At 35.2% G+C, this 25,013-nt stretch carries 22 protein-coding genes; 15 read left to right on the plus strand and 7 right to left on the minus strand.

Annotated features, from left to right (window positions below; all coding sequences use genetic code 11):
• Positions 1-33 precede the first annotated feature (33 nt).
• From OPR49_RS01250 to OPR49_RS01260, 3 genes are all read left to right on the plus strand, one after another.
• Positions 34-2,388, plus strand: a complete 2,355-nt coding sequence (locus OPR49_RS01250; RefSeq protein ID WP_265027212.1) for a VirB4 family type IV secretion/conjugal transfer ATPase — start codon at positions 34-36, stop codon at positions 2,386-2,388.
• On the plus strand, positions 2,348-5,203 hold the full coding sequence (locus OPR49_RS01255; RefSeq protein WP_406833422.1) for a hypothetical protein: 2,856 nt from the start codon (positions 2,348-2,350) through the stop codon (positions 5,201-5,203). The genes OPR49_RS01250 and OPR49_RS01255 overlap by 41 nt, the downstream gene beginning before the upstream one ends.
• Before the next feature lie 112 nt (positions 5,204-5,315).
• Positions 5,316-5,801 (plus strand): WBM0748 family T4SS-associated protein, encoded by a 486-nt coding sequence (locus OPR49_RS01260; RefSeq protein ID WP_265027214.1) that lies wholly within the window; start codon positions 5,316-5,318, stop codon positions 5,799-5,801.
• Here the strand turns inward: OPR49_RS01260 and OPR49_RS01265 are convergent.
• A complete protein-coding gene (locus tag OPR49_RS01265; RefSeq protein WP_265027215.1) occupies positions 5,798-6,289 on the minus strand; it encodes an SH3 domain-containing protein in 492 nt (163 codons plus the stop codon). The genes OPR49_RS01260 and OPR49_RS01265 overlap by 4 nt on opposite strands.
• A gap of 70 nt (positions 6,290-6,359) precedes the next feature.
• Between OPR49_RS01265 and OPR49_RS01270 the strand changes: the two genes are divergently transcribed.
• A complete protein-coding gene (locus OPR49_RS01270) occupies positions 6,360-7,649 on the plus strand; it encodes a pyruvate dehydrogenase complex dihydrolipoamide acetyltransferase (protein WP_265027493.1) in 1,290 nt (429 codons plus the stop codon).
• 69 nt (positions 7,650-7,718) lie between these two features.
• On the plus strand, positions 7,719-8,342 hold the full coding sequence (locus tag OPR49_RS01275; RefSeq protein ID WP_265027216.1) for a hypothetical protein: 624 nt from the start codon (positions 7,719-7,721) through the stop codon (positions 8,340-8,342).
• Positions 8,343-8,387: 45 nt separating this feature from the next.
• Here OPR49_RS01275 and OPR49_RS01280 read toward each other — a convergent pair whose 3' ends face one another.
• The 3 genes from OPR49_RS01280 to ndk all read right to left on the minus strand — a co-directional run bounded on the left by OPR49_RS01280 (position 8,388) and on the right by ndk (position 11,837).
• Positions 8,388-9,617, minus strand: coding sequence for a KAP family P-loop NTPase fold protein (locus OPR49_RS01280; RefSeq protein ID WP_265027217.1), 1,230 nt, complete (start codon positions 9,615-9,617; stop codon positions 8,388-8,390).
• A gap of 3 nt (positions 9,618-9,620) precedes the next feature.
• The gene (gene recR, locus OPR49_RS01285) at positions 9,621-10,226 is read right to left on the minus strand and encodes a recombination mediator RecR (RefSeq protein ID WP_010963080.1); all 606 of its coding nucleotides are present in this window, start codon (positions 10,224-10,226) and stop codon (positions 9,621-9,623) included.
• A gap of 1,191 nt (positions 10,227-11,417) precedes the next feature.
• Entirely contained in the window at positions 11,418-11,837 is a 420-nt protein-coding gene (ndk, locus tag OPR49_RS01290) for a nucleoside-diphosphate kinase (RefSeq protein WP_265027218.1), read from the minus strand.
• A gap of 113 nt (positions 11,838-11,950) precedes the next feature.
• Here ndk and OPR49_RS01295 point away from each other — a divergent pair, with 113 nt between their 5' ends.
• From OPR49_RS01295 to OPR49_RS01305, 3 genes are all read left to right on the plus strand, one after another.
• Positions 11,951-12,712: a hypothetical protein gene (locus tag OPR49_RS01295; RefSeq protein ID WP_265027219.1), complete on the plus strand. Its 762-nt coding sequence runs from the start codon at positions 11,951-11,953 to the stop codon at positions 12,710-12,712.
• Entirely contained in the window at positions 12,713-13,660 is a 948-nt protein-coding gene (gene hemH, locus OPR49_RS01300; RefSeq protein WP_265027220.1) for a ferrochelatase, read from the plus strand. It begins immediately after the preceding gene.
• Between the two features lie 70 nt (positions 13,661-13,730).
• The gene (locus OPR49_RS01305) at positions 13,731-14,552 is read left to right on the plus strand and encodes a hypothetical protein (protein WP_265027221.1); all 822 of its coding nucleotides are present in this window, start codon (positions 13,731-13,733) and stop codon (positions 14,550-14,552) included.
• A 3-nt stretch (positions 14,553-14,555) separates the two neighbouring features.
• Here the strand turns inward: OPR49_RS01305 and gshA are convergent, their stop codons facing one another.
• Complete coding sequence (gene gshA / locus OPR49_RS01310) at positions 14,556-15,716, minus strand: glutamate--cysteine ligase (protein WP_265027222.1); 1,161 nt, start codon at positions 15,714-15,716, stop codon at positions 14,556-14,558.
• A 115-nt stretch (positions 15,717-15,831) separates the two neighbouring features.
• On the opposite strand from gshA, the gene hslV reads away from it, so the two are divergent.
• Together hslV and hslU are read left to right on the plus strand one after the other, a co-directional pair.
• Positions 15,832-16,386 carry an ATP-dependent protease subunit HslV gene (gene hslV, locus OPR49_RS01315; protein ID WP_265027223.1) on the plus strand — a complete coding sequence of 185 codons (555 nt, stop codon included), beginning with the start codon at positions 15,832-15,834 and terminating at the stop codon, positions 16,384-16,386.
• 1 nt (position 16,387) lies between these two features.
• Positions 16,388-17,878 carry an ATP-dependent protease ATPase subunit HslU gene (gene hslU, locus OPR49_RS01320; RefSeq protein ID WP_265027224.1) on the plus strand — a complete coding sequence of 497 codons (1,491 nt, stop codon included), beginning with the start codon at positions 16,388-16,390 and terminating at the stop codon, positions 17,876-17,878.
• Positions 17,879-17,946: 68 nt separating this feature from the next.
• On the opposite strand, the gene OPR49_RS01325 is transcribed toward hslU, so the two are convergent.
• Both OPR49_RS01325 and OPR49_RS01330 read right to left on the minus strand, forming a co-directional pair.
• Positions 17,947-18,888: an FKBP-type peptidyl-prolyl cis-trans isomerase gene (locus tag OPR49_RS01325; protein WP_265027225.1), complete on the minus strand. Its 942-nt coding sequence runs from the start codon at positions 18,886-18,888 to the stop codon at positions 17,947-17,949.
• The gene (locus OPR49_RS01330) at positions 18,881-19,888 is read right to left on the minus strand and encodes a polyprenyl synthetase family protein (protein ID WP_265027226.1); all 1,008 of its coding nucleotides are present in this window, start codon (positions 19,886-19,888) and stop codon (positions 18,881-18,883) included. Before OPR49_RS01330 ends, OPR49_RS01325 begins: the two co-directional genes overlap by 8 nt.
• A gap of 145 nt (positions 19,889-20,033) precedes the next feature.
• Between OPR49_RS01330 and acpP the strand changes: the two genes are divergently transcribed.
• The 5 genes from acpP (at position 20,034) to thyX (ending at position 24,952) form a co-directional block, all read left to right on the plus strand.
• The gene (gene acpP / locus OPR49_RS01335; RefSeq protein ID WP_006279836.1) at positions 20,034-20,294 is read left to right on the plus strand and encodes an acyl carrier protein; all 261 of its coding nucleotides are present in this window, start codon (positions 20,034-20,036) and stop codon (positions 20,292-20,294) included.
• A 13-nt stretch (positions 20,295-20,307) separates the two neighbouring features.
• Positions 20,308-21,579, plus strand: coding sequence for a beta-ketoacyl-ACP synthase II (gene fabF, locus OPR49_RS01340; RefSeq protein WP_010082030.1), 1,272 nt, complete (start codon positions 20,308-20,310; stop codon positions 21,577-21,579).
• 251 nt (positions 21,580-21,830) lie between these two features.
• A complete protein-coding gene (locus OPR49_RS01345) occupies positions 21,831-22,655 on the plus strand; it encodes a lysostaphin resistance A-like protein (protein WP_458694417.1) in 825 nt (274 codons plus the stop codon).
• Positions 22,656-22,810: 155 nt separating this feature from the next.
• Entirely contained in the window at positions 22,811-24,088 is a 1,278-nt protein-coding gene (gene murA, locus OPR49_RS01350) for a UDP-N-acetylglucosamine 1-carboxyvinyltransferase (protein WP_006279833.1), read from the plus strand.
• A 9-nt stretch (positions 24,089-24,097) separates the two neighbouring features.
• Positions 24,098-24,952: an FAD-dependent thymidylate synthase gene (gene thyX, locus OPR49_RS01355; protein WP_265027228.1), complete on the plus strand. Its 855-nt coding sequence runs from the start codon at positions 24,098-24,100 to the stop codon at positions 24,950-24,952.
• Positions 24,953-25,013: the final 61 nt, after the last annotated feature.

Below are 25,013 nucleotides of genomic sequence, written 5' to 3' on the forward strand. Positions count from 1 at the left end.
TATCTTTTTTAATTATCTTTATTGAATACGCATATGCAGCTAAAAGTACCAGCAATTAACCATAAGCTTGAAAAAAAGAACAACTTAGCATTACTAGAAAGCATCGATTTAGATTTTATTCCTTATGCTTGTCACTACGATGAAGAAACCTTACTAACAAAACAGGGAGAATTGTTAAAAATAATCAAGTTAGAAGATTATTCTTCTGTTGATAACTACAGCGACCTCAGAACTGAAATTAGAAAAAGCATATCAAAAAATATTAATAGCCTGTATTTTACCGTTTGGATTCATACCGTTAGAAAGCGCAATAAACTGAGCTTGAAATGGAATAAAACTGAGGACTTCTCTGACAACCTACATTCAACGTGGTTTAATAAACTAACTGATAGTAAATTACAGTATATAAATGAACTATACATTGTAATATTGTTTAGCGATTTTGGCAAGCATACTAATAATTCGTTTTTTTTCAATAGAATAAAGAATAAGCATAAGTTGTCTTTACAAGAAAGCCATCAGGAGTTGCAAAAGATAACTGACTTAATTCAAAATGATTTAGAACCTTTTGGAGCTAAAAAACTGGGTCTAAGGTTTAGTGAAGGTAAAATATATTCTGAAATGATAGAATTTCTCCACTATATTGTTACATTAACGCACAAAGATTATCCAATACATGAAAGGGACCTGTCGCAATATATTAGAAATTTTAAAATAGCTTTTGGTTTCAATACGTTTCAAACAATATTTGAAAATCAACAGAAATTTGGCTCTATTTTCAGCATAAAAGAATACCGGGAAATCTCTTTAGGTAATATAGATAGATGCTTGCAGCTTGAATCTGAATTTATCATTACAGAAATAATGATATTTACTAGTAATAATAAAGCAATAAAAGAATTTAAAAAACAAATCAACATGCTGCAAATTAGTGAGGATAATACCTTACTTAAAAGCTCAGGAATTGAAGAAATAATAGAGCTTGAAAAGACCTCTAGTATAGACTTCTGCCAACAGAAAATTATTTTTACAATATTTGCAGATGATAGGAATAAGTTAGCTGAAAGTATTAGTGATTTATCTTCTATAATGTCATTGATTGGCTTCATGATGTTTAGAACTGATTTACATATGGAAAGTCATTTTTGGGCACAACTTCCAGGCAATTTTGCTTTTATTACGCAACCGAAAAATATCTTAACAAAATACGCTTGCAGCTTTGCTATGCTGCACGATTTTACGTCAGGTACATTAAAAGGAAGAAGGTGGAAAGAAGCGGTAATGATTTTTTTCTCAAAAAAAGGAAATCCTTACTTCTTTAATTTTCATGGAAAAAGAAATAATGGCCATACTACGATACTCGGAGCTCCAAATTCAGGCAGAACTTCACTCATTAATTTTCTATTATCAGAATCAAGAAAGTTTAACCCAAGAATTGTCATATTGGATAACACTGGAAAATCAATAATTTTTACTAAAGCAGTGAGTGGTAAATATTACATAATCGATCCAAAATATAAGGACAAAAGCCTAAAATTTAATCCACTAAACATTGAAGATAGTGCTTCCAATCGCAATATGTTGGTTGAACTGATCAGAAGAATGGTAGCCGATACGAGCTTGGTGGACGTAGAAGAAAAGATAAGAAAAATTGTGGATTCTATATTTGCTATACCCAAGGAATCACGTTCTATTTCACAAATTTCTGAGGTGCTCTTGCTCCTTGGGGGTAAGATAAGTAGATGGTGTGACGATGGTGACTTTGCTTACTTATTTCAAGATGGTGATGAATCAGATATTGACTGGGAAACAAAAATTATATCTCTCAACACCGCAAACCTTACAAAAAAAAAGGAATGTATGTCCGTGATACTTTACTATTTTTTATATTCTTTTGAGGCAAAATGTGATGGCTCGCCTGCAATACTTGTTTTGGATGAAGCATGGGAGATAAGTAATATTTTTCCTACAGAGAAAGAGTTTGATAACTGGATGCAAAGAATGACAGAACTAAATGTTGTAGTAATCCTAAGTACTGAAAATTTAAATCTCGCATTTGCTAGCAAATTTACTCAATATTTAGATAAACATGTTGATACAAGAATCTTGATGCCGAACGTCAATGCAAATAGATTATACATGAAAGCATTTTCTCTATCGAAAGAGGAGCTGAATATAATTCTGCAGACGCCAACACAAGAAGGTTTATTTTTGATAAAACAGTACAAAGGATTAGTAACCTTAAATCTGGATTTGAAGGATATGCAAGAAATACATGTACTTTCAGCTAACAAAGAGACTATAAAGTATATGTATGAGGCAATAAAAGAAAAAGGAGAAGAAGTTAATGAGTGGTTACCGGTATTTTATGAGAAATGTAAAGCTTAATTTCTTATTGATATTCTTATTGATATTTGGTCTTTCGTACCAAGGATATGCTGATTGTCCAACATTTGTAGAAAGTAATACTTGGTGGGAGGCAATAGCTGGTGGCAATTGGGTAAAAGAAATTAAGGTAAAAGCAATAAAAGATCAAGGAGTGGTTGGCTATTTTAATCCTAAAATTAGAGTATGTGCTTATGATGGAAAAAGTTACTGCTATGACTTGCAAAGTGGGGAATCCTGCCGCCAAATATATGGAACACAAAGTACAGGTGGGGGTGTTTCTGCTGCAGCTTTCATTGATTGGGAAGGAAATAGAATGTTAGCTGATGGAACAATTAAGACAGATAACAGTGAAAAAATCAAAGAAGGAATTGCGAAAGGTCTTGGATGGGAGTGGGCAGATGATGTGACTGATGAGGAAAAAAGAAGATTCGCTAACTCTCCTAAGATATGTGCCTGCAGTCAAAAAGGGGCTTGTATGTCAGGAATTTCTTCGTGGGGTGCTAAAGTGTTTTCGGGAGCAAATATTTTTCGTCCTGGAGATATGGATAAAGCTTGTGACACCTGCTACCAAACGGCAGTAAAATGTGCTCCTGTACCACTTGCACCTGGCCCTCCTCCATTCTGTGAGCAACTTGCGATGTCACCTCCACAAGTTAGAATTGTTCCTATAACAGATAAAGACAATGATTACTTCGATCCAAGAGTTGGGGTGATAATTAGCGGACTGGAGGAAAGAAAAGAGTTAGGTTTTCCACACGTTGTTTCAAATAATGAGAACATTCCAAATCACTCATATACTGTTACAGATAAGGATACTCGCTATTACTTCAAAACCTATAGAAAAAAGGGCCAGCTCTGCGCTGAATACCATGGAACTCAAAGTATAGACAAAAAAAATCCACAGTTCGTCCGCTGTTTCCCGGCACCACCTGCTCCAGAGCCTGAGATAGTGAAGGTAGCAAATGAAAACACGCTAGAAATAAAAATGAAGATGAGCGAGAGCACTTGTACTTATAGAGCACATGGAGTCTACAGCAATGGTGTCTGTACTTTCAATGTTATCACTAATTCTACTAAGAACATCGGCCTTCTATCTTTAAAAGTAGTAAAACCAGCAATAGTAGCAAAAACGACTGACAGTAGTAACACAAAAAGTTACATTGATAATATTATAGAAGGTATATTAGAAAGTAATCCGCAACAATTTAAAGTTCTGAAAGAATATGGCTATGTTCCTGATATTGAAACGGAATGTAAAGAGTTTCAGGGGAATAAGTGCAAATTGAACAACTTAGGACAACCAGAAATAGAAGTAAAGTATAAAGGAAATTCTAACAGTAAAATGCTTTGTCTTTCTGGATGGCAGCCAGAACCAGAGGAGTTTGTTCTTGAAAGAGAAAATAAAATAATACCACTAAAATTAATGGGAACAAGATATACTAAATACAATGCTGTTTACTCCAAGGAATCAAATCAGTTCTATTATCTTCCAAGCAAGGAAATAGTTTACCCTTTGAAAGAAACTCAAGAAAGGTTGGATAAAATAATATTTAATAAGCAAGAGTATGTTTTCTTCCCTGATGAAAATGAGCAGAAGAAGGGAGAATGCAGTTATTGTGTGAAGAAAGATAGCAAAATAGACGAAAAATTAAAATCTGGTGAAGGACTGAAAGTAGTATACAAATTGACGGATGTAGAGCATAAAGAAGGATGTGAGCAAGGTGATGATGGTTGCATCTGCTTTGATGGAAAGTGTAGCCGTTCAAAACAATATTTGAATAAAAATGAAGATGATAAGCCATTCTACTTAAGGTATGAGGAAGTGGATTGTAAAGATAAGGATGGTAAAGTATTAAGAGATGAAAAAAATGAAGTACGAAAGTGTACACAATTAAAAGATCAACTGATTAAAGCAAACAGAACAGAGGTTTTTTACGCTGATAAATTGTGTAGGTTCGATTTAGAAGGTCTCAAAGAGAAATTAAAAGAGATAATCAAGGAACAACTGGAAAATCAGGAACAAGAATTTGAAAAAAAGAGCGAAGAATCCTATGGTTTTGGAAGTGGAGATTCTGATATGGAGATAACTGGCCATGTTGAAATAGAAGTATGGGGAAGTGGTGAAGCAGGTCATATAAAAGATACACCTATTAACTGCAAACCTCTTACATGTTCCACTGAAAGTAGAGCAGGAATACCAGGGGATTATATTAAAGCTAAACTGAAAGTTGATCCTCATTATCCTGTAATTACGGTGAAAGGTACAGAGGGAGGAGGTAACCAGGAACAGCACTCCTCAGATAAGGACGGAGGACCTATGTTTATAAAAATGTGTAGTTTAGACAGACAGAGTTGCAGGGAATTAATCACCATTGCAGGTGGAGGTAAGCATAGAGTATACGGTGGTAAGAGTTATAAGGAAACAGTAATTCATGGAGAGAGTTTAGAGTTAGAAAAAAGAATCAGGACAACAAATGAATCGGGGTCTACTGAAGATAATAGAATAGCATATATAGAAAATGGTAAAATCAAGTATGAAATAATAGAGTGTAAAAGTGGTTTGAGAAGCAATAAACCTGGTGCAGGTGGTTGCATTGATGAAAGCAAAGGAATTTATGGTAAAGGCTCTGCAGGGTATGTGAAGATAACGCCTATTATAAAGGGATTTGACAAAAACATAATCAATGATATTACTGAAGGAATTATGAAAAATCGACATGATCTCGGGAAGGTTAGGGATTTTTTGACGGGTAATTTTGACACGAATACAATTGAGATAATTATAGAGAAACTCAAAAAAAAATTGTTAGGGTAAAAAGATATAGCTCTGGAAATGATGCTCTTGTTTTAATAATTAATTAAAGTAAAGCATGTAGTAAATGGTGTATCTTAACAAAAAGGTATAACGAATGTAAGGAGGGTACTTTATGTCTCTAAAGAATAAAATTTCTGAGCTAATAGAACAACAATTTAGCATTAAATACCATGACAATTATTTGGCTTACGCTATACATAAGTGGGCTGCAAGCGAAATATCTAATTCTATTGCTTTTTGCATAATTGGTTGTGGAAATTGCAAGATTGGATATCAAGATGCTGCAAATTCGTTCAACATAACAAAAGAAGAAATTGAACAAGGCAATATTGCAAGCATAGAAAGTAAAATAAAAAATGAAGCTGAAAAATCAGGTAGCGAGTTTTCTGAGTTGATTTCTAGAATGGATCAATCGCTAAAAGAGCAGAGTGAAAAGTCTATTGTACAAATTTTAGATTTATCCGCTGAGGAGATGTTAAGGAGTTTCTGTGATAGCCCTGTACAGTCTCCAGAGCCTCAAGAACCCTCTGCTTCATCTGAAGAGCATGCTACAGAAGGCCCAGAAACTAGTGTTAATTCAGATCTTTTGTCAACCTAATCAACCCCATATATATGTTTTTTTTGTACCCATGCTTTGCGTTTTGGGGTGGAAAGAAAGCACCATTCTTCGTTGCATTTTTCTATCTTCATCACAACAAACTTGTCTATTTTCATAGTAATCTTGCTGTCTACACTCTGTTTTTGATATCCATAAGTATCTTCTTTTACAATCGCGTAGCGCTTATCACTAAGAAGATTGCCTTTTATCCATCCGCAGTCTTCATGTATATCACAGACCTTTTTCCAACTCTCAAACTCTTCTATCACTTTCAGGGGCAGATTTTTGCAAGTGTATATCCATTTTACAGGATAGTGAAACCCTGGCCCCGTTCTCATGTTGATCTTATTTGATTTTGTTGAAACAAAGTTATTAGCAAACAAGCTATGGCTAAATAATAAAAACAATAGGATAATAGTACTGAACCAAGATCCCAGTGTCACGCACTGGGATGACGTGAGGGGTAGTGTAACAGACTTATTCATCATAATTCACGATTAGGTTGACATAAGATAAAGAGTAAATTAAAAATTGAATAGATCTTTAAATGCAAAATCAATGTCTATAGAAATATTAATGCCTGCTCTTTCACCGACAATGAGCAAAACTGGAGGAAAAATTGTAAAGTGGCATAAAAAAGAACAAGATAAAGTTGAAGTAGGCGACGTAATTGCTGAGATAGAGACTGATAAAGCCATAATGGAGTTTGAATCTGTGGATGAAGGAGTCATAGCAAAAATTTTAGTAACAGAAGGAACAAGTGGCGTGCCTGTAAATCAACCAATAGCTTTAATGCTGGAAGAAGGAGAAGGTGAAAGTGCACTCGATAACTATGTTTCAGCTTCTGCCACCAATATTGAAGCTAAGAAAGAAGTTGAAACCAATCCCTCAGTGCCATCCAACTCTTCAATATCATCCAACCCTCCAATGTCATCCAATCCTCCAATGTCATCCCAGTGCTTGACACTGGGATCTAGAAAAGAGGAAGGAACAGAAGGTAGAACAAAGATAAGCCCTTTAGCTAAGAAAATAGCTCAAAATGAAGGGGTTAATGTGCAGCAATTAAAAGGTACAGGACCATATGGTCGCATAATTAAGGCTGATGTGTTGGAGTTTTTAGGCAGTGGTATACATACTGAAAGTCCTGAGAAAGATACCATAGTTGAAGTAAGCAACATGCGCCAAGTGATAGCACAGCGCCTGACTGAATCAAAACAGAATGTTCCACATTTTTATTTAACTGTAGACTGCCAGGTTGATAAGTTAATATCGTTAAAAAACGAGATTAACTCAGCAGATGAAAACAATAAAGTAACAATTAATGATCTAATCATAAAAGCTGCAGCTTTCAGCATGAAAAAATTTCCTGATATAAATTCTTCGTGGATAGATAATAAAATACTGAGATATTCAAATATAGATATTTCAATCGCTGTGGCACTTGAAGATGGGCTAATTACTCCTATAGTAAAAAATGCTGATAAAAAGAGTATTTTATCTATATCAAAAGAAGTGAAAGATTTAGTAAGCAGAGCAAGATCTGGAAAATTGAAACCTGAAGAGTTTCAAGGAGGAGGGTTTACTATCTCCAACTTAGGGATGTTTGGTATAAAAGCCTTCAGTGCTATAATCAATCCGCCGCAATCTTGCATTATGGCAGTTGGTGCATCTAAAAAACAACCAATTGTTATGAATGAGAAAATAGAAATAGCAGAAATAATGACAGTAACGCTCTCTGTTGACCATAGAGCAGTTGATGGGGCACTCGGAGCAAAGTTTTTAAATGCTTTTAAGCATTATATAGAGAATCCTCTGGTGATGCTTATTGAAACTTCGGTAATCTATTAGCATTGTTATTACAAAATTAATACCTCTAAGTTTATACTTTTATTAGTTAATAGGCTTAGAGGTAAAAAAATGAATACTACAGTAGAAAAAAATAATTCAAAAATTTTTCCTAAAAATGAAAACTCAAAAGGCATGGTTGCCCCACCTGTTCCTCCGAAATCTCCCCAGGCTAGATTTGCTGGAATAAAAGCAATTTTTGAGCAAAATGCATCTCATTTCCAAGCAAATGATAGTAACAAAACAGTGAGTAGCAATCTTGGAAGAACATTTGGCCCAATAATGCGAAAACTCATGGAAGACAATATTCATAGCACTCCTAACAAACAACGCCGTGATTCAGGGGATAGTGGTATCAGTGATGTTAGTAGCAGCACTCTTGATAAAAAAGCTAAAGCTTATAATCCACTTGATTGGAATCCAATCTATCAAGGTAAAAAGCGTTTTAGTTTAGACAATATGTCAAGCAACTCGTCTTCATGCAGTGAAAAAAGTAGTATTTCAGATATAAGCGATAAGTCTAATAATTCAAATATTGTCAGATGTAATATTACTAGGAGTAACAGTAAGGAAGACCTTCGTAAACCTGATGCTTCACATAATGACAAATCTGCAGGCAAAAAATTATCTAATGTTAATGTAAGAGAATTAATCAGAAAGTTTGAACAAGGTAATGACATAGTAAAAGGGCGTTAATCAAATGTTACCCTATCCTTGTATATGCAAAGGTAGGGTATCTTTTCAAAATAGTATATCCTTTATAGCTTTGTTAATTTTTGACTCCTTCTCTGCAAAGGCAGTTTCTAGAGAGGTTTTAAGTTTTTCCCATTCCTCTTGGCCATTTATGTGGGTTAAAATTAAAGATTTATATTCATTTTCAATTTTTTCCAATGCTCTTTGACATGAGGAATCTAGTTCCTCATATGCGTCAATATCTACCGATTGTAGTATTACCAAAAATGAAAACAAATTCGTATCAGGTAACTCTTCCTTTGTGTAATTCAGGAGACATAGTTTTATTTTTTTTACGCAGTATTGTATTTCCTTCAATGACAATGAGAGGCTTTCTGCATAAAATATAAAGTTATCTATAATTAAACTTTTTGATTTTTTCGGTAATTTAATATTTTCAAATAGTTCTTTTGTAAATTTTTCTATCGGTTGTTTTGGCAAATGTAAAGAGAGATCAGTAAAAGATTTTAGGTCAAAATTTGGTCCAAGTATTGTGCTGATTGCTCTTTGTACATTACTCTTATCTTTACTTACAGGAATAATGAAAACCAGCCCCTCCACATCAAGCATATACTTTATAGATTCCAAAAAATCGACAACGAATTTAGGACGGCACACATCAAGATTATCCACCATTATATAAATGTTTTTGTCTTTTCTGATTTTATTAACCACATCCGCTAACTTTGTTTTAAAATCTCTAGTACTCTCTTTTCTTCTTTGGAGAAGACTTAATTCACTCAAGACAAAACCTATGTCTTTTTTATCAGCCTCTTTTGCAGCATCAAGAAATACTGAAAGCATAGCAAGTGGAGATTTACTGATCAGCTTTCCTAGTGTGTTTAGAGAAAATAGCTCTTGGTTTATGTTCTTGAACTGTTGTATAACACTTCTTTTTACTTTATACGATACAAATAAATCTTCAAATAGGAAATTTAAAAAAGAAGGCAGTGGTTGGTCCAATGCATTGATATCCCATGCACTATAATAAGCTGCAATTTCATTTTGCTGTTTTAACTCTTTTACCCATTCTTTCAAAAAAAACGTCTTGCCCCATCCATCATATCCTTCCAAAGATATTATTGTAAAAGACTGATCAATTGTTTTAATTATATTGTTAAATTTACCTGAAAATTGCTTATAGTTTAGACGGTCATTTTCCCAAGCCACCACTTTAAGTGGTGGCGCTATTTCTTTCTTTTTGAATGTTATTAGCGATATAAGTTTTTTTAAGCACATGTCTTATTTTATATTTAACTCATATTCTTGTCTTGAAGTAAGTGCTATCCTCAGCGTTCCTTCATCAAGATAGTCAATTTCTCCGCCCATTGGTATGCCGCAAGCAAGACGTGATATTTTCACATCCAAATTTTTTAGCAATTCAATTATATATTGTGCAGTAACTTGACCCTCTAATGTCGGATTAATTGCGATAATTATCTCTTCAATTTTAGACTCTGTCACTCTTTTCAGAATAGTATCAAGGTTGAGTTCTTTTGGACCTATGCCATTTATCGCAGACAATCTGCCACCCAAAACATGGTATAAACCTGAATATATATTTCCTTTTTCAAACGCCCATAGATCACCCAATTCTTCTACTACACACAGTAACTTAGTGTCACGTTTTGGGTTAGTACAAATAGAACAAGGTGACTTAGTATCTAGATTTCCGCAAACTTCACACTCTATTATAAGATCTGCTAGCTCTTTAATCAAAGATGCAAGTGGTAGCATAACTTTTTCTTTGTTTTGGAGTAAATGTATAACTAACCTGCGTGATGATGATGGCCCTAAACTTGGCAATTTAGAGAAAGCATGAACTAGATTCTTTATGTTAACGTTCATTCAATAAATTCAGAATAGGCAGTCAAATGGTAACATCAAACCCTTTGTAAAGAAAGTGGTAAGTTTCTCTTGATCCACTTTGATTAGCTATAGAAAAAATTTTTTACTTTAACGAAAAAAATTACTTCCGCACACTTAAAGCCTGATTATAATAGACTTCTTGCATAACCCAAACTAAGTAGAAAAAAGGTATCATCCAAGTAGCTGACACTGGTTCCTTTATGACGGCAGTACCTTCTCCTGTCATCCGAGTAGCCGACTACTTGGATCCAGGAAATTTAACTCTACCAAGTAAATGTACAATAAGAACTAGATTCCAGACTGGAATGACAGCAGTCCTACGTCATACCGCGATTCATTCGCGGTATCTCTAGATCCCGCTAACAAGTAGCGGGATGACGAATTACTTAACCGTCATACCACCACGAACCGTCATACCGCGATTCATTCGCGGTATCTCGGCCGCTAACAAGTAGCGGGATGACGGTTTTCAGGCTAGCTGTCATCCCAGTGCCCAGACACTGGGATCCAAAAATTTTAATTGTAAGTAAGCATACTGGGTTGATAAGTATAAAAGTAGCTAGAAAATAAACATTTTTGATGAGATTATATGGAAAACTGGATGCCAGTGTCAAGCACTGGCATGACACCCTTCACGGACTTTTAAATTACTTTAGCTATAAATATTAAGAAATTTACCAAATGAAAAAAAAGGCAAAAGAAGCCCCGTGGTGGTTGGCTATTTACTATGTACTAAAATATCGGCGTTTTTTTTATTCTAAAACGCTTGATTAAGAGCAATTTAGCTGCTTTTAAATGCACCAACCTAAATTATAAACGTTAAGAAATTTATTGAGCGGAAAAAAAGGCAAAGAAACCCTAGAGTAGCTAGTATTCAAGTTCTCCCTTGTCTATTTGACGTCTTTTACTGTCTTAAACGCTTTATAAGCGCGTTTCGGCTTGTATAGGTAGAAACCTAAAAGTTTTATAAAGACATGAGGTGCACATAGTGCAAAAAATTAAGCATGATTTACGCCAAATACATTAAGTTTTTTGTCATTAATCCACTGCAGAGATTGCGAAGATAAATAAATAGCTTCAGTTTCATGATAAGGGGGCTGGCGAGGTTTGTCAAGGAAGTTTTTTCGTTTCTATGTTGTCAGCTACTTGGATGACGCCAATCTGAGTTGACTACACCAACTCACATTCAGCAAAAAAGAAAGCTATCTCCTTACGAGCATTTTCTAGACTATCTGAGCCGTGAACTCTATTTTCACTAATGTCATCAGCAAAATCACCCCTGATTGTACCTTTATCTGCCTGCTTTGGATCGGTAGCTCCCATGATTTGTCTGTATTTACTTACTGCATTTTCACCAACTAAAACTTGAACTATCACAGGACCAGAAGTCATAAACTCTACCAATTCCCCAAAAAAAGACCTATCTTTATGAATTTCATAAAACAGCTCTGCTTGTTTTTTTGTCAGTAACATCATTTTTTGTGCTATAATTTTGAGCCCAGAGCTTTCAATGTATGAATTTATCTTGCCTGTAATATTATTTTTTACTGCATCAGGTTTTAATATCGAAAGTGTTCTCTCAATTGCCATATTATTTCCTTATATAAAATAGTATATTTATAGATTTATTTTATTGTAAATTTTGATTTGATAAAAGCAGTTTTTTATTTATAGTTAAGAATAAACCATCAAGGAGGTATTGTATGGGTTACTGTCGTAAAAAACTAGCAAATAATCTTAAGTCATCAATTTTTTGTGGAACAAAAGGATTTTTGACTTTTAATTTGGCATTTTTAAGCTTTTTGGAATATAGCTTACATCATAATACAGAATTAAAAAAAGGTGCTGCTTTTGCAATGAAAAGAAACACTATTCCATTTCTTGAAATGACAATCATAGCACCGCTTGTTTGTTTTGCACTGCCAGCTATGCTAGGCAGTATGAGCCTCATGCAATGCGCACTTTTATGTGCTGCCTTAATGATTGCCACATGTTTTATTGTCAGAACTTTTCATCTGCGTGAGAAGTTAATGGAAAAAATCACTAACCATAGTAGAAAAGAAATAGACGCGGAATTTAAGAAAGATACTATAAAATTTCCTATCTTTGATCAAAATAGAAAACACACCGAGTATAATTCGCCTAACTCAGGGCGACTACTGGATGAAACAAGTAGCACCTCTCTTTTCGTTAAAGTTTTACTTTTTCCCCTCAAGGTTCTTCTGAATGTCCTGCAAAGTTGTATAATGCTATCTTTAGCTGCTGTTGAACTTCTTGAAACGGTACCAAGTCTTTTTGTCGATACATTTTTCGATTGGAACTTCACATCCATCAAGAGTAACCTGAAGAGATCAGGCCACTTATTGTATGCCAGTGTAAGAAATTTAGTGCCTATAACTAAATTTGATGAGTGTGTAGCTAATTTTATAGGCATCCCAGAAGTAACTTGTTGTAGTAGTGCGTAGGTGAAAAAGGCAGTTATCTTATTTAATCTTGGCGGGCCTGATTCACTAAATGCGGTCCGTCCTTTTTTATTCAACCTTTTTTATGACAGGAGAATAATCAATCTACCGAATCCCTTTCGGTTTCTTTTAGCAAAGTTTATATCTGCGAAACGAGAAAATACTGCACGAAAAATATACGAGGAAATTGGAGGTAAATCGCCAATTCTAGAGAATACAAAAATGCAAGCTAATGCTTTAGAACTAAAATTAAACGAAAATAGAAACCATGTACACAAGGTATTCATCTGCATGCGCTATTGGCGTCCATTTGCTGACGAAGTTATTGAAAGTGTAAAACAGTTTGATCCTGATGAAGTGATTCTGCTGCCACTGTATCCACAATATTCAACTACCACAACTCTGTCATCCATCGAGAATTGGCAAAAAAATGCTAAACGGTATGGCCTAAAATGCAATACAAAAATGATTTACCGTTATTATGATAACCAAGATTTTATTGAAGCTCACGCTAATCTGATAGCTAAGTACTATAAATTGGCTAGCAAAATCGGTAAACCAAGAGTTCTATTTTCAGCCCATAGCTTACCTCTTAGTATTATTAAAAAAGGCGACCCTTACGCTTCACAGGTAGAAAGAAGCGTAGAGTTAATAGTAGAAAAGTTAGCTATTAATAACTTAGATTGGTCAATATGTTATCAGAGTAAGATTGGTCCTGTAAACTGGCTAGAGCCAAGCACTGAAAGTGAGCTATTACGCGCAAAAATTGATGGTGTACCTGTAGTTCTATCACCTATATCTTTTGTTTCTGAGCATTCAGAAACTCTAGTTGAACTTGATGTAGAATATAAAGCAATTATCAAGGATGGATATTACTTTCGTGTGCCAACTCTCAGTGCCGATTCTTTGTTTATTAAATGCTTGGCTGATTTATGCATAAATCTCCCTTAAAGTTCTGATTCATAGGGCTTTTCTTTTAGGATTTTATGTGATAGAATAACAGAAAGTTATTAACTATTTCATGTCAAAGAAGCTAAAAAAGAAATCTAACATACTCGCACAAAAGGTGCATGATATTTATGATCATGATTTCAGGAAGGTAATCTGCATCACAACAGGTTTAACAGCCCTATTGTGTAAGATTTCACTGCAATTTTGCTGCGAGTTCATTGACAATAATAGATCCAATATCTTTCTTATACGGAATGTTGCTCGACTAGTAAAGTTTCCGACATCTATTCTATACATTGCCCATTCTGCATTTACTCTACAGGATCTAATTAAGGATTACAGAAACCCTGAGAGTAAAAAAGAGCTGGCAAAAATTGTGGGTAAATCGGCTAATCTTGCAAGCAGCATCATAGAAGCATTGATGATGTTGAAAGTCATCCATTTTTTTACTAGGAGTAATGCAGACGTAATAAGTCACATTCACTTAACATCAACGATCCTATTTCTGTTTATTTCGGAACCTATAAGCTACTATTATTCATGGAGAAAATACCTAGATAATAAGGATCCTGAAAAGTCTGCTGAGTGTAAGAAGGACCTTATTATCAGCACATTAACTTTGTCATTAGGTTTGTTAAACTTCATATTAAAAAGAATGGAGACTGCAACCATACCAATAAACTTAGGTAATGGTATAATCTATAATTTCAACTTAAGCGTAACAGTTAGCATAATATATAGTGCAGTATTTCTGGCAGTTCAGCTTGACAAATTGTTTCAACAACCTGTCAATGATGATCCTTCCACTGAACTTGATAGTGCTGGCCATAACCATATTCAGCACGGTAATGATGGTAATGATCTGCCCGATGGTAACGCTGTGGGAATGTAAGGGTTAGAGGTGAAAAGATTTTATTTCTACTGCCAACGCTAGTACTGCTAATTTGCTAACAATACTCCAAAGTGACAGAATTTTACCTTCCACAACCTGGCTAACATCATGAAACTCACAGTCAGTGGCATTCAAGCTAGAATATACATCTTTTCTGCTATTACATCGGTATAAGTAACATGTTGGAGTATCTCCTATATAGTATATTAGCGGTTCTGCAGAACTGCTTTTAAACATGTCAATGGTTGGTACACCTTCTTGTATAATAACGCTATTGATTGCTATTCCTTCTTTTATCTTTTTCATTTTATGACGCTTTTTTTTATTGAGGTTTAATATTTCCTCTCCACTTGTTGCTGTTATAATGCCCATCCCATATGTGCCATTGCTTGCTTTGATAAAAACGTAAGGTTGTGTTTTTATTTCATATTCCTCATATTTTTTTTGCACTAGAGATAATATTTGGTCAACTTTAGTTGCTACTGCTCCTAGTGACAAATCATCATCAAAATCAACTCCATCACAGCTCTCTGTAAGCACAGAAATTAGCCATGGGTCTATTTTAAATTCGCCACAAAACTCAGATGCTAATTCTTGATAGATTTCAAAATACTTAAATTTCTGCCTGCTATGCCAACCGTATAGTGGGCTTGGTACTATATCTTGCTTTACGTCTTTCAGCGTGTCTGGAATGTGGCTCGTCATATCACGGTTCAGTATAATAACATCAGGCACAAATCCTGAAGTTGTCTTTAGCAGAGAGTTTTCTTTCACAACAGTTTCATACTGTTCTATTAAATTGTATACTTCATTATGTAAAAGGCCAATTCTAGTTTCAAAACCTGCGAGTTGCAGTACTTTCTCTATAACAAATACGTTTTCTATATACATTTTATTGCGTGTATAATTTTCCGGTATTATAAGAACCTTTTTGTATTGGTGTCTTTTAAAGTAGCTTTTTATCAATCTTGCTGCCATTGTTCTTGATTCTTCACTTAAGTTATTGAATCCTGCAGGAAATAAATTAGCGTCCACTGGGGCAATTTTGTAGCTGGAGTTTCTAAGATCTATAGAGCTATAAAATGGCGATGTAAGGCCATTAAATTTTGCTTCGAACCAATTATTTATACTTTTTTCCAAATCTGGGTGAATTATGTTTTGCATCTGCACTTTAAATGTTATAAGGAAGGTATTATATTATAAGCTATAGTTGAACATATTTAGTAAATTTGACTAAAGATTAAAGTATAATGAGATTCTTATTTAAAGTGATAGAAAAATGATTCAACACGACAACAGTAAAATGTATGGCACTACTATATTATCAATTAGAAAGGGTGAAAGCGTAGTGGTAATAGGTGATGGACAGGTTTCACTGGGCCACACTGTTATAAAATCCGGAGCAAAAAAAGTTAGGCGTCTTTCTGGTGATTCTGTAATTGCCGGTTTTGCTGGAGCAACAGCCGATGCATTTACTCTCTTTGAAAGACTAGAATCTAAACTTGACAAGCACCCAGGGCAATTAATGAGGGCATGTGTTGAACTTGCAAAAGACTGGAGAATGGATAAATATCTAAGAAAATTAGAGGCTATGATGATTGTTGCAGATAAATCTATTTCATTAGTAATTACGGGAACAGGTGATGTTCTTGAACCTGAAGATGGAATCGCAGCTATTGGCTCTGGGGGAAATTTTGCTCTATCTGCAGCAAGAGCTTTAATTGACATTAAAGGAATATCAATAGAGGAAATTGCGAAAAAGGCTATGAAGATAGCTGCTGATATATGTGTTTATACAAATCATAATGTGATTATTGAAAAAATAGAGGAGTGATATGTCTTCCAAGCAAAAAACTTTATGCACCAATTTTTCCAATCAGCCTATAACCCTTTCAGAAGGACGGTCTTGTAGTAGTGACACCTACGATGAAAAAAATGACCTCTATAAAGATACTAAGAGTGGTTTTAATTCAAATGACAGCGATGTTCAAGTTAATGACAGTACTCAAGTTTTGTTAGATGACCTGCCACCACAGAAGATAGTTAAAGAATTGGACAGATTCATAATCGGACAGGATGATGCAAAGCGTGCTGTTGCTATTGCGCTCAGAAATCGTTGGCGTCGCAATCAGGTTCCATTTCCATTGCGTGATGAAATCATACCTAAGAATATATTGATGATCGGTCATACAGGGGTTGGTAAAACTGAAATAGCTCGCCGCTTAGCAAAACTTGCCGGTGCACCGTTTATAAAAATTGAGGCAACGAAGTTTACTGAAATAGGATACGTTGGACGTGACGTTGATTCGATAATACGTGATTTAGTTGATGCAGCAATAGTTTTAGTTAAAGAGAAAGCCCGTAAAGCCTTAGCTAAAAAGGCTTTAATTTTAGCTGAGAAAACAATAGTAAACTCTATGGTAGGCGAAGATGCAACCGAAGAGAGTAAAAAAATTTTTAGAGAAAGGTTGAGGAATAAAGAGTTTGAGGACGGAGAAGTTTCTATTAACGTCAGAGAGAGCAAGAGTATGTTACCTACTTTCGATATACCAGGCATGCCAGGTGGGCAAGTTGGTGTGATGAATGTAACAGAAATAATGGGCAAGGTGTTTAACGGGAGCAAAAAAACAAAAACTATTACGGTGAAGGTAAAAGAAGCGCGTGAAATATTAATTAATGAAGAAAGTGAAAGGCTAATGGATGAAGATAAGATAATCAAAGAAGCCATTGATCTTGTTAGTAATGACGGTATAGTATTTTTGGATGAAATAGACAAAATTGCAGCGCGTACAGAAGTAAAAGGTGAAGTAAACAGAGAAGGAGTGCAACGCGATCTGTTACCATTACTTGAAGGAACAACTGTTACAACTAAGTATGGCCATGTAAAAACAGACTATATATTATTTATTGCATCTGGTGCTTTTCATCAGTCTAAACCATCTGACCTCTTACCGGAATTGCAGGGCAGATTACCGATCAGGGTAGAACTTAAGGCACTTACTCAAGAAGATTTAATAAGAATATTAAAGGAACCAGAATCTAGTTTGTTAAAGCAGTACATAGCTTTAATGAAAACAGAAAATGTGACACTTGAGTTCACTGATGATGGTATAAAAACCATAGCTGAAATAGCGTTTACAGTTAATAGGCAAGTGGAAAATATAGGCGCAAGAAGGCTTCACACTGTTATGGAGAAGCTTTTAGATGAGATAAGTTTCATTGCTTCTGAGAAAAATAGCGAAAAATTCATTATAGACAGCAAGTATGTAAAAGATAAACTTGAGTCAATTTCGAAGCAGCTTGATTTATCTAAGTTTATACTTTAGGAAAAACGAAAAGCCTACTTTAAGTAGTATAGAAAGTGTTCAGAAGGTCAGCCAGTAGACCTAAAATTTCAGCTATATTCTTTAGGCTGTTTTTCAACAGTAGAATGGTGTGCTGCGACCTCTTGCTTAACATCTAAGCTTAAGTCAATTATTGAGATATTTTCTTCATCATAATCTATGTCTTTTATTAACATATCGTCAGTAATAGTCAAAAGGTCAGGTGGAGAAAGAATAGTTCTTTTATTACCAGCTCTCATTCCCACAACTCCAAGCTCTATAGCAAGTGGTATTTTTTTATCGCCAACCCTAAATTGCACTGTTTGGTCTTTGGCTATATATTCTCCATTATGCTCCTTTACGCTATATTTAACCGATATCTCATCACCGCACCTTACTTGTTTTCCAGTCTTGTTAATTAAGTCATTAAAAACCATCAGATTATTCACTGAATCGGGATATTTATCCTTTACTTCGATCAGTTTGACGTAATAAGAATTAAAATTCATTTTGTTATCATTGGCAATAGTAACTACACGCTCTCCGCCTTCTTTCATACCTATTACCCCTAAACTCACTTCTTTTAGGTTATCTTGACCTATTTTCAAAGTAACATCAGAAACTTTGCTAGGGAGTGTTGCTAAGTTATTATTAGAAATTTTATATATTTGCAATAGGACTTCCAGGCCGCAGAAAGCCTTGCTGCCACTGCCTTCAGTAATTTCATAAAAATTTATTGAATCTTCTTCTTTTTGCTGCGTCATTTCTTCTAAATATTCTGTCAGCCCATACTTTTCAATATAGCGGTCAAGTGCTGATTCAAGTATTGGCTTCACTAGGTAATATGCTATCGTCTGTATCAAACCACCATGCGTGGCATTTATCTCATAAAGCTTGTCCTTTTTTTCCGGTTTACCTTTGTTTATATAGACAATAGTAAACGCAAAAGCAGAAGTTAAAGTGAGAATCATTACTACGGAAATAAGCATTTGTAATATAATTTTTCTAACCATCTTTCTTTACTTGATTCAATAAATCATATAAATAATTAGTATCCCCTGAAAGCGCACTCAAATTATCCAAGCCTTGTTTAAAGAGGCCGTCTATATAGTCCTCTACTTCACTTTTACCAAGCACAGACATTAGATTATTTGTTTTATCTTGTTCGTAGTCTTCAATATCATCCTTAGCTTGAAAGATAAGCCCTAGATTTATTCCATAGTTATATAACGCTTTACGTTGCTTGTCTGTGGCACCCCCTATTATAGCACCTATTTCACATGAAGCTGCAAATAGTTTTGCGGTTTTCATCAAATGAATTTCTTTTATTTTATCAGCTTGGCCCGACGTCATTCCAGCGTCATACATACAGCCGTACGAATGTTGTAGTTTTAAGGTAGAAAGGGTGTCATGCAAGTAGCTGACACTGGAATCCATTTCATGTTCAGCTCCACCATCGCATAGCTTTTTGCACGAAATGCTTGTAGGCAAAGCCTTCTGGATCCCAGTGTCAAGCACTGGGATGACAGAGGGTTGGGGGCTAAAATCTATATGCTCACTGTTAATATCTAAAGCCTGTCCTCCCACCATTCCCCTAATTCCTATTGCCTGAGAAAGAACTTTTATGATCTCACAGCGTTTCTCATTTAACGAAGATAATACCTCAAAAGCCAGAGTAAGTAGTGCATCTCCGGCAAGCACTGCTGTTGCTTCATCAAATTTTTTATGGCAGCTTAGCTGGCTTCTGCGAGTATCACTGTTGTCCATGCACGGTAAATCATCGTGAATTAGAGAGTAAGCATGAACAAATTCAATTGCTGCAGCAACTGATATTGCTTTTTTAGCTTCCGCGTTAAACACTCGCGATGAAGCTACGACTAAAAAGGAGCGTATATGTTTTGCAGGAGCAAGGAGTATATAACGCATAGCTGATATAAGCTGATTCTCGCTATTTTCGGGTAAGAGTTTATTTACTTCTACAATAAGCAAATTTTTTGTTGTTTCGTCTAGCATTTTTGAATTGTTAATTGTTTAGCAAGTAACGCTAGCCAGCTAGGGCAGTAGAAAACTTTACTGTAGTTTACCAGTTATAAAAGATATTGCAAACATAAAAATTTTTTATAACATCAAAGAATAGGTTATTTTTTTGGTAAGAAATGTGAATAGCGAACTAGCAAAGAGTACTAGAGAAGACATAGAAGAAAAAGTGAAAAAGATTATACTAGAGCACATTAGTAAGGATGTAGAGAAATTCAACAGCTCTTCAAAGCTTTCGGAGCATGGTACAGACAGCTTAGATGCAGTTGAAATCATCATGGCAGCAGAAGAAGAGTTTGGAATAGAAATTCCAGATGAAGACGCACAAAAAATGGAAACTATGGAGCAAATAGTTGAGTACATTAATAATAAAAAAGGCTAATAGTTAGTGTTAAATGAGCAGAAGAGTAGTAGTCACTGGTGTTGGTTTAATCACTCCACTAGCGGCAGATGTTGACAACACTTGGTCAAGGCTAATAAAAAGTGAGTCTGGCATAAAAGCAATCAATACGGATAGATTTGACTCTTCTGATCTTGCTTGCAAAATTGCAGGGCAGGTGCCGTTGCAATCAGACAACATTGAGCACCATTTCAATCCACTAGATTATATTTCTGAGAAAGACTCAAAAAGGACAGATCGTTTTATCCATTACGGTATTGCAGCAGCTATTCAGGCAGTAGATGATTCATTAATTTTGGAAAGCCAAAATATCAATCGGGAACGTGTTGGTGTGACTATTGGCTCTGGTATAGGTGGTCTTCCGTCAATTCAGGAAAATGTTATTACCATGCAGGAAAAAGGGCCCAGACGTGTCAGTCCATTTTTTGTCCCTGCAAGTCTAATAAATTTGATATCTGGCCATATTTCTATTAAATACGAATTTACAGGTCCAAACGATTCAGCAGTAACCGCATGTGCAACAGGTGCGCATGCAATCATAAACTCAGCAAGAACTATAAAACTTGGTGAAGCGGATGTTATGATTGCAGGTGGAGCAGAAAGTGCACTGTGTAGAGTTGGAATTGCAGGTTTTGCATCTATGAAGGCGTTATCAACTAAATTTAACGATAAACCGGAAGAAGCTTCAAGGCCATGGGATGAAGAACGCGATGGTTTTGTTATGGGTGAAGGAGCAGGTATATTGGTGCTGGAGGAATACGAACATGCGAAAAAAAGGGGGGCAAAAATACATGCTGAACTGGTTGGGTACGGACTCACAGGAGATGCGCACCACATTACAGCACCACATCCAGAAGGAAGAGGCGCATTTAAGGCAATGCAGCTTGCTTTAAAGAGCGCACAAATTAATCCCAATCAAGTAGGGTATATCAATGCACATGGAACTTCAACGCCACTTGGAGATAAAATTGAAGTAATAGCAATGAAACAGTTATTCGGTGACTACGTTTATAAAATACCTGTTTCTTCAACTAAATCTTCTATAGGACATTTACTTGGTGCTGCAGGGAGCGTTGAAGCAATATTCAGTATTCTTGCGTTAAATAATGGAATTATTCCGCCAACCTTAAATTTACACAAGCCTTCAGAAGGATGTGATTTAAATTTTGTACCGTTTAAAGCTCAGGAGCATAAAATTCAATATGCACTTTCTAATTCGTTTGGTTTTGGTGGCACTAATGCATCGCTCATATTTGGACAAGTTTAGTTGATGTCACCCCAGTGTCTTCCTCTTGTCATTCCAGTACCCTCCTCTTGTCATGCAAGCAGCTCTCCTACTGTCATCCCAGCACGTGACACTGGGATGACAAACGGTTGTGAAAGGGAATACATATAAAAATTAAACTATCAATAGCAATTCAAAAAGAAAAAATATTCTATTCATCCCTGAAGAAGTATTTTATTGACAATTTATGAATAAAGATCAATAATGCAGAAAAGGAATTGATAGGCGTATGCATGAATTTAACCACTATTAATTGTACATTATTTGTTGTAATTACATATTTTTTGACGTGCATTATAGCTTGGTGCTTACCTTTCAAAGACATAACATTATTAACAACATTTGTTCCGGCTTCAGTTGCAATTTTGCTAACCATTTATAATAAACAGAAGGTAAGGGATCTTTTTAAACTTAGTTCGCCAAAAAACTGTCTATTAGGGTTTATACTTATTCTGGTAAGTATGCTAATTTCCAATGGTCTTTTGTCAATTTACTGCGGTTTTTCATTTTTCCGAGAGTCTTTTACGTTAGACCGTGTAAAGGATTTGAGTGCAGTTTTGAGTCCATTAGTGATGTTATTTGTTTTATTATCAACCTTTGTGATGTGGATCATTATGTCTCTTGGTGAAGAGATCGGTTGGTGTGGCTATCTTTTGAAAAATCTTAAAAGCAAAATATCAAATTTTTATATCAGAGCAATTATTGTCGGTATTATTTGGTCAGTATGGCACATACCAACTTATGTGGTTGCTGGCTCAGCTTTGTGGAAGGATGGCTTTACATTCCCGACTATTTGTGCTTATACCCTTTATATTTGTGCAATGTCTATAATGTTTACCTGGTTGTTTGAAAAAGACAACTCGATTTGGCCAGTAACTATTGCTCATGCAACAAATAATCTTGTGTATAGTGTTTTGAGCATTCTAATGCCGTCTCCTCCTCTGTCAACTTTCGATGCAGTAATTCGCCTTACATTAGGAGCAGCTGGTTATTTCATTGTTGCAATTGGTGTTATTTGGTTTGATAAAGCTCGAGAGCGTCATTTGAGTAATTCATAGTATAAAATTTCGGGGGCAATTCGCATCAGGTGTCATGCAGGTAGCATGACACTGGGATGATGAGGAAGAAAAAGCAAATTTTGCCTTTTACGGTCAATCTATTATACTTAGTAAGACTTCAATAAACTAATGAATTATACTTTATATCTAATTAAATGCACAAGATATTAATAAGAAATAACTACAAACCTTTGGTCGGAAAAATCAAGATTAATGGCTCAAAAAATGCTGTTTTACCAATAATGGCAGCAAGTCTATTAAGTAGCTCCCCGGTAATTTTGCATAATGTACCTGATTTAATTGATGTGCATCTAATGTCTAAGTTGCTTGAAAGTCTTGGAGCAGAAGTGAACTTTATGCACAATAAAAATTATAAAGCGAACCATACTTTGAAAATTGACTGCAGCAATATCAACAATCACGTGATGCCATATAAAACCGCAAGTAAGCTAAGAACTTCTTTTCTAATATTGGGTCCAATGCTTAGCAGATTTGGCAAAGCGAGAACAGCATTTCCTGGTGGATGCAACATTGGAAAGCGTCCCGTTGATATGCATATTAAAGCATTAGAAGAAATGGGAGCTAAAATTGAAATTGACGGCTATAATATAATTGCAACAGTGAAAGGAAAGCTACAAGGAAAAGAAATCACATTTGAGAAAATAAGTGTTGGCGCAACAGAAAATGTAATAATGGCAGCAACATTTGCAGAAGGAGTGACAACAATAAACAATGCTGCAACTGAGCCGGAAGTTCTTGATTTAATAGATTTTCTGAAGAAAATGGGTGCTGATATTGAAATTGATAATACAAAGGTCATAATAACAGGAGTTGAAGCACTAAATGGATGTGTTCATAAAATAATACCAGATCGCATAGAAGCAGGCACCTATGCACTAGCTGCTATAATAACCGGTGGTAAGTTGGAGTTGGAAGGAATAAATCTATCTGATATAAGGTGTATTACAAATGAGTTGGAGACTATAGGAGCTATGGTTGAACTGTATGATGGAGGCATTGTTATTTCCAGAAAAAATGGCTCTATTAAGTCTGCTAACGTTGCGACAGATCCATACCCCAATTTTCCCAGTGATATGCAACCACAACTGATGTCTGCAATGTGCATCGCTGATGGGATATCAGTAATTGAAGAGAACATTTTTGAAAACAGATTTACACATGCAGATGAATTGAGAAAGTTAGGTGCTAATATCAGCATCGAGAAAAGCAAAGCTACTATAAGTGGAATAAAAAGCTTATCTGGAGCTAATCTATATGCTACTGACTTAAGATCAACAGCAGCTTTGGTGCTTGCTTCTTTGGTAGCCGGTGGAGAAACTATAATAAACAATTCACATCATTTATGGAGAGGATATGAAGCAATGCATGAAAAACTCAATTCATGTGGAGCTGATATCTCCATTTCGTCTTGAGGATATTTTATGAATGAAGCAACCAAACGAACTATAGTAAAAGAAATAGATGCAATCTTATATGAAGAACATAAGGTATTAGACCATGGATTTATTCGAGTAGTGGATTATATGGGCTCTGATAGCGCTATAGTTCAAGCTGCTCGTGTTTCTTATGGCAAGGGAACAAAACAGATAAGTCAGGATGAAGCACTTATAAAGTATTTAATGAAACATCATCATACAACTCCATTTGAAATGTGTGAAATTAAGTTTCACGTGAAACTTCCAATTTTTGTTGCAAGGCAATGGATAAGGCATAGAACTGCAAATGTGAATGAATATTCAGCAAGGTATTCAATACTTGATAATGAATTTTATACACCTAAACCAGAACAAGTTGCAAAACAATCTGACAATAATAAACAAGGTAGCGGGGAAGCTTTTGATCCAGATACCTCAAAGGAAATAATAGATTCTCTAACAAATGACTCTAATTTAGTATATTCTCATTATGAAAAATTTATTGAGCAGGGGCTTGCAAGAGAAATTGCCAGAACTAACCTAATGCTTAATTACTACACGCAATTTTATTGGAAAATAGATCTGCATAATCTCCTTCATTTTTTGAAGCTTAGAGCTGATAAGTATGCCCAATATGAAATCAGAGTTTATGCAGAAGTTATGCTGGATATAATAAAAAAATGGGTTCCAATGGCCTACAATGCCTTTGTTGAATATTGCCTAGAATCAGCCTGTATTTCAAGAACTGGTCTAGAAATAATTCGCAAATTAATTAAAGGGGAAAACGTTACTAGAGAAGAAAGTAATATTGGTAAAAGAGAATGGGGCGAGCTGATGTCTATACTTGATAAACAATCTTAAAGATAAAGGCATACGTGTCAATCTCCTCTGTCAGTTAACTCTCGTTCACCAGATTGAATCT

The organism is Wolbachia endosymbiont (group A) of Bombylius major (genome assembly GCF_947251895.1).
GTDB classification, from domain to species: Bacteria; Pseudomonadota; Alphaproteobacteria; order Rickettsiales; family Anaplasmataceae; genus Wolbachia; species Wolbachia pipientis.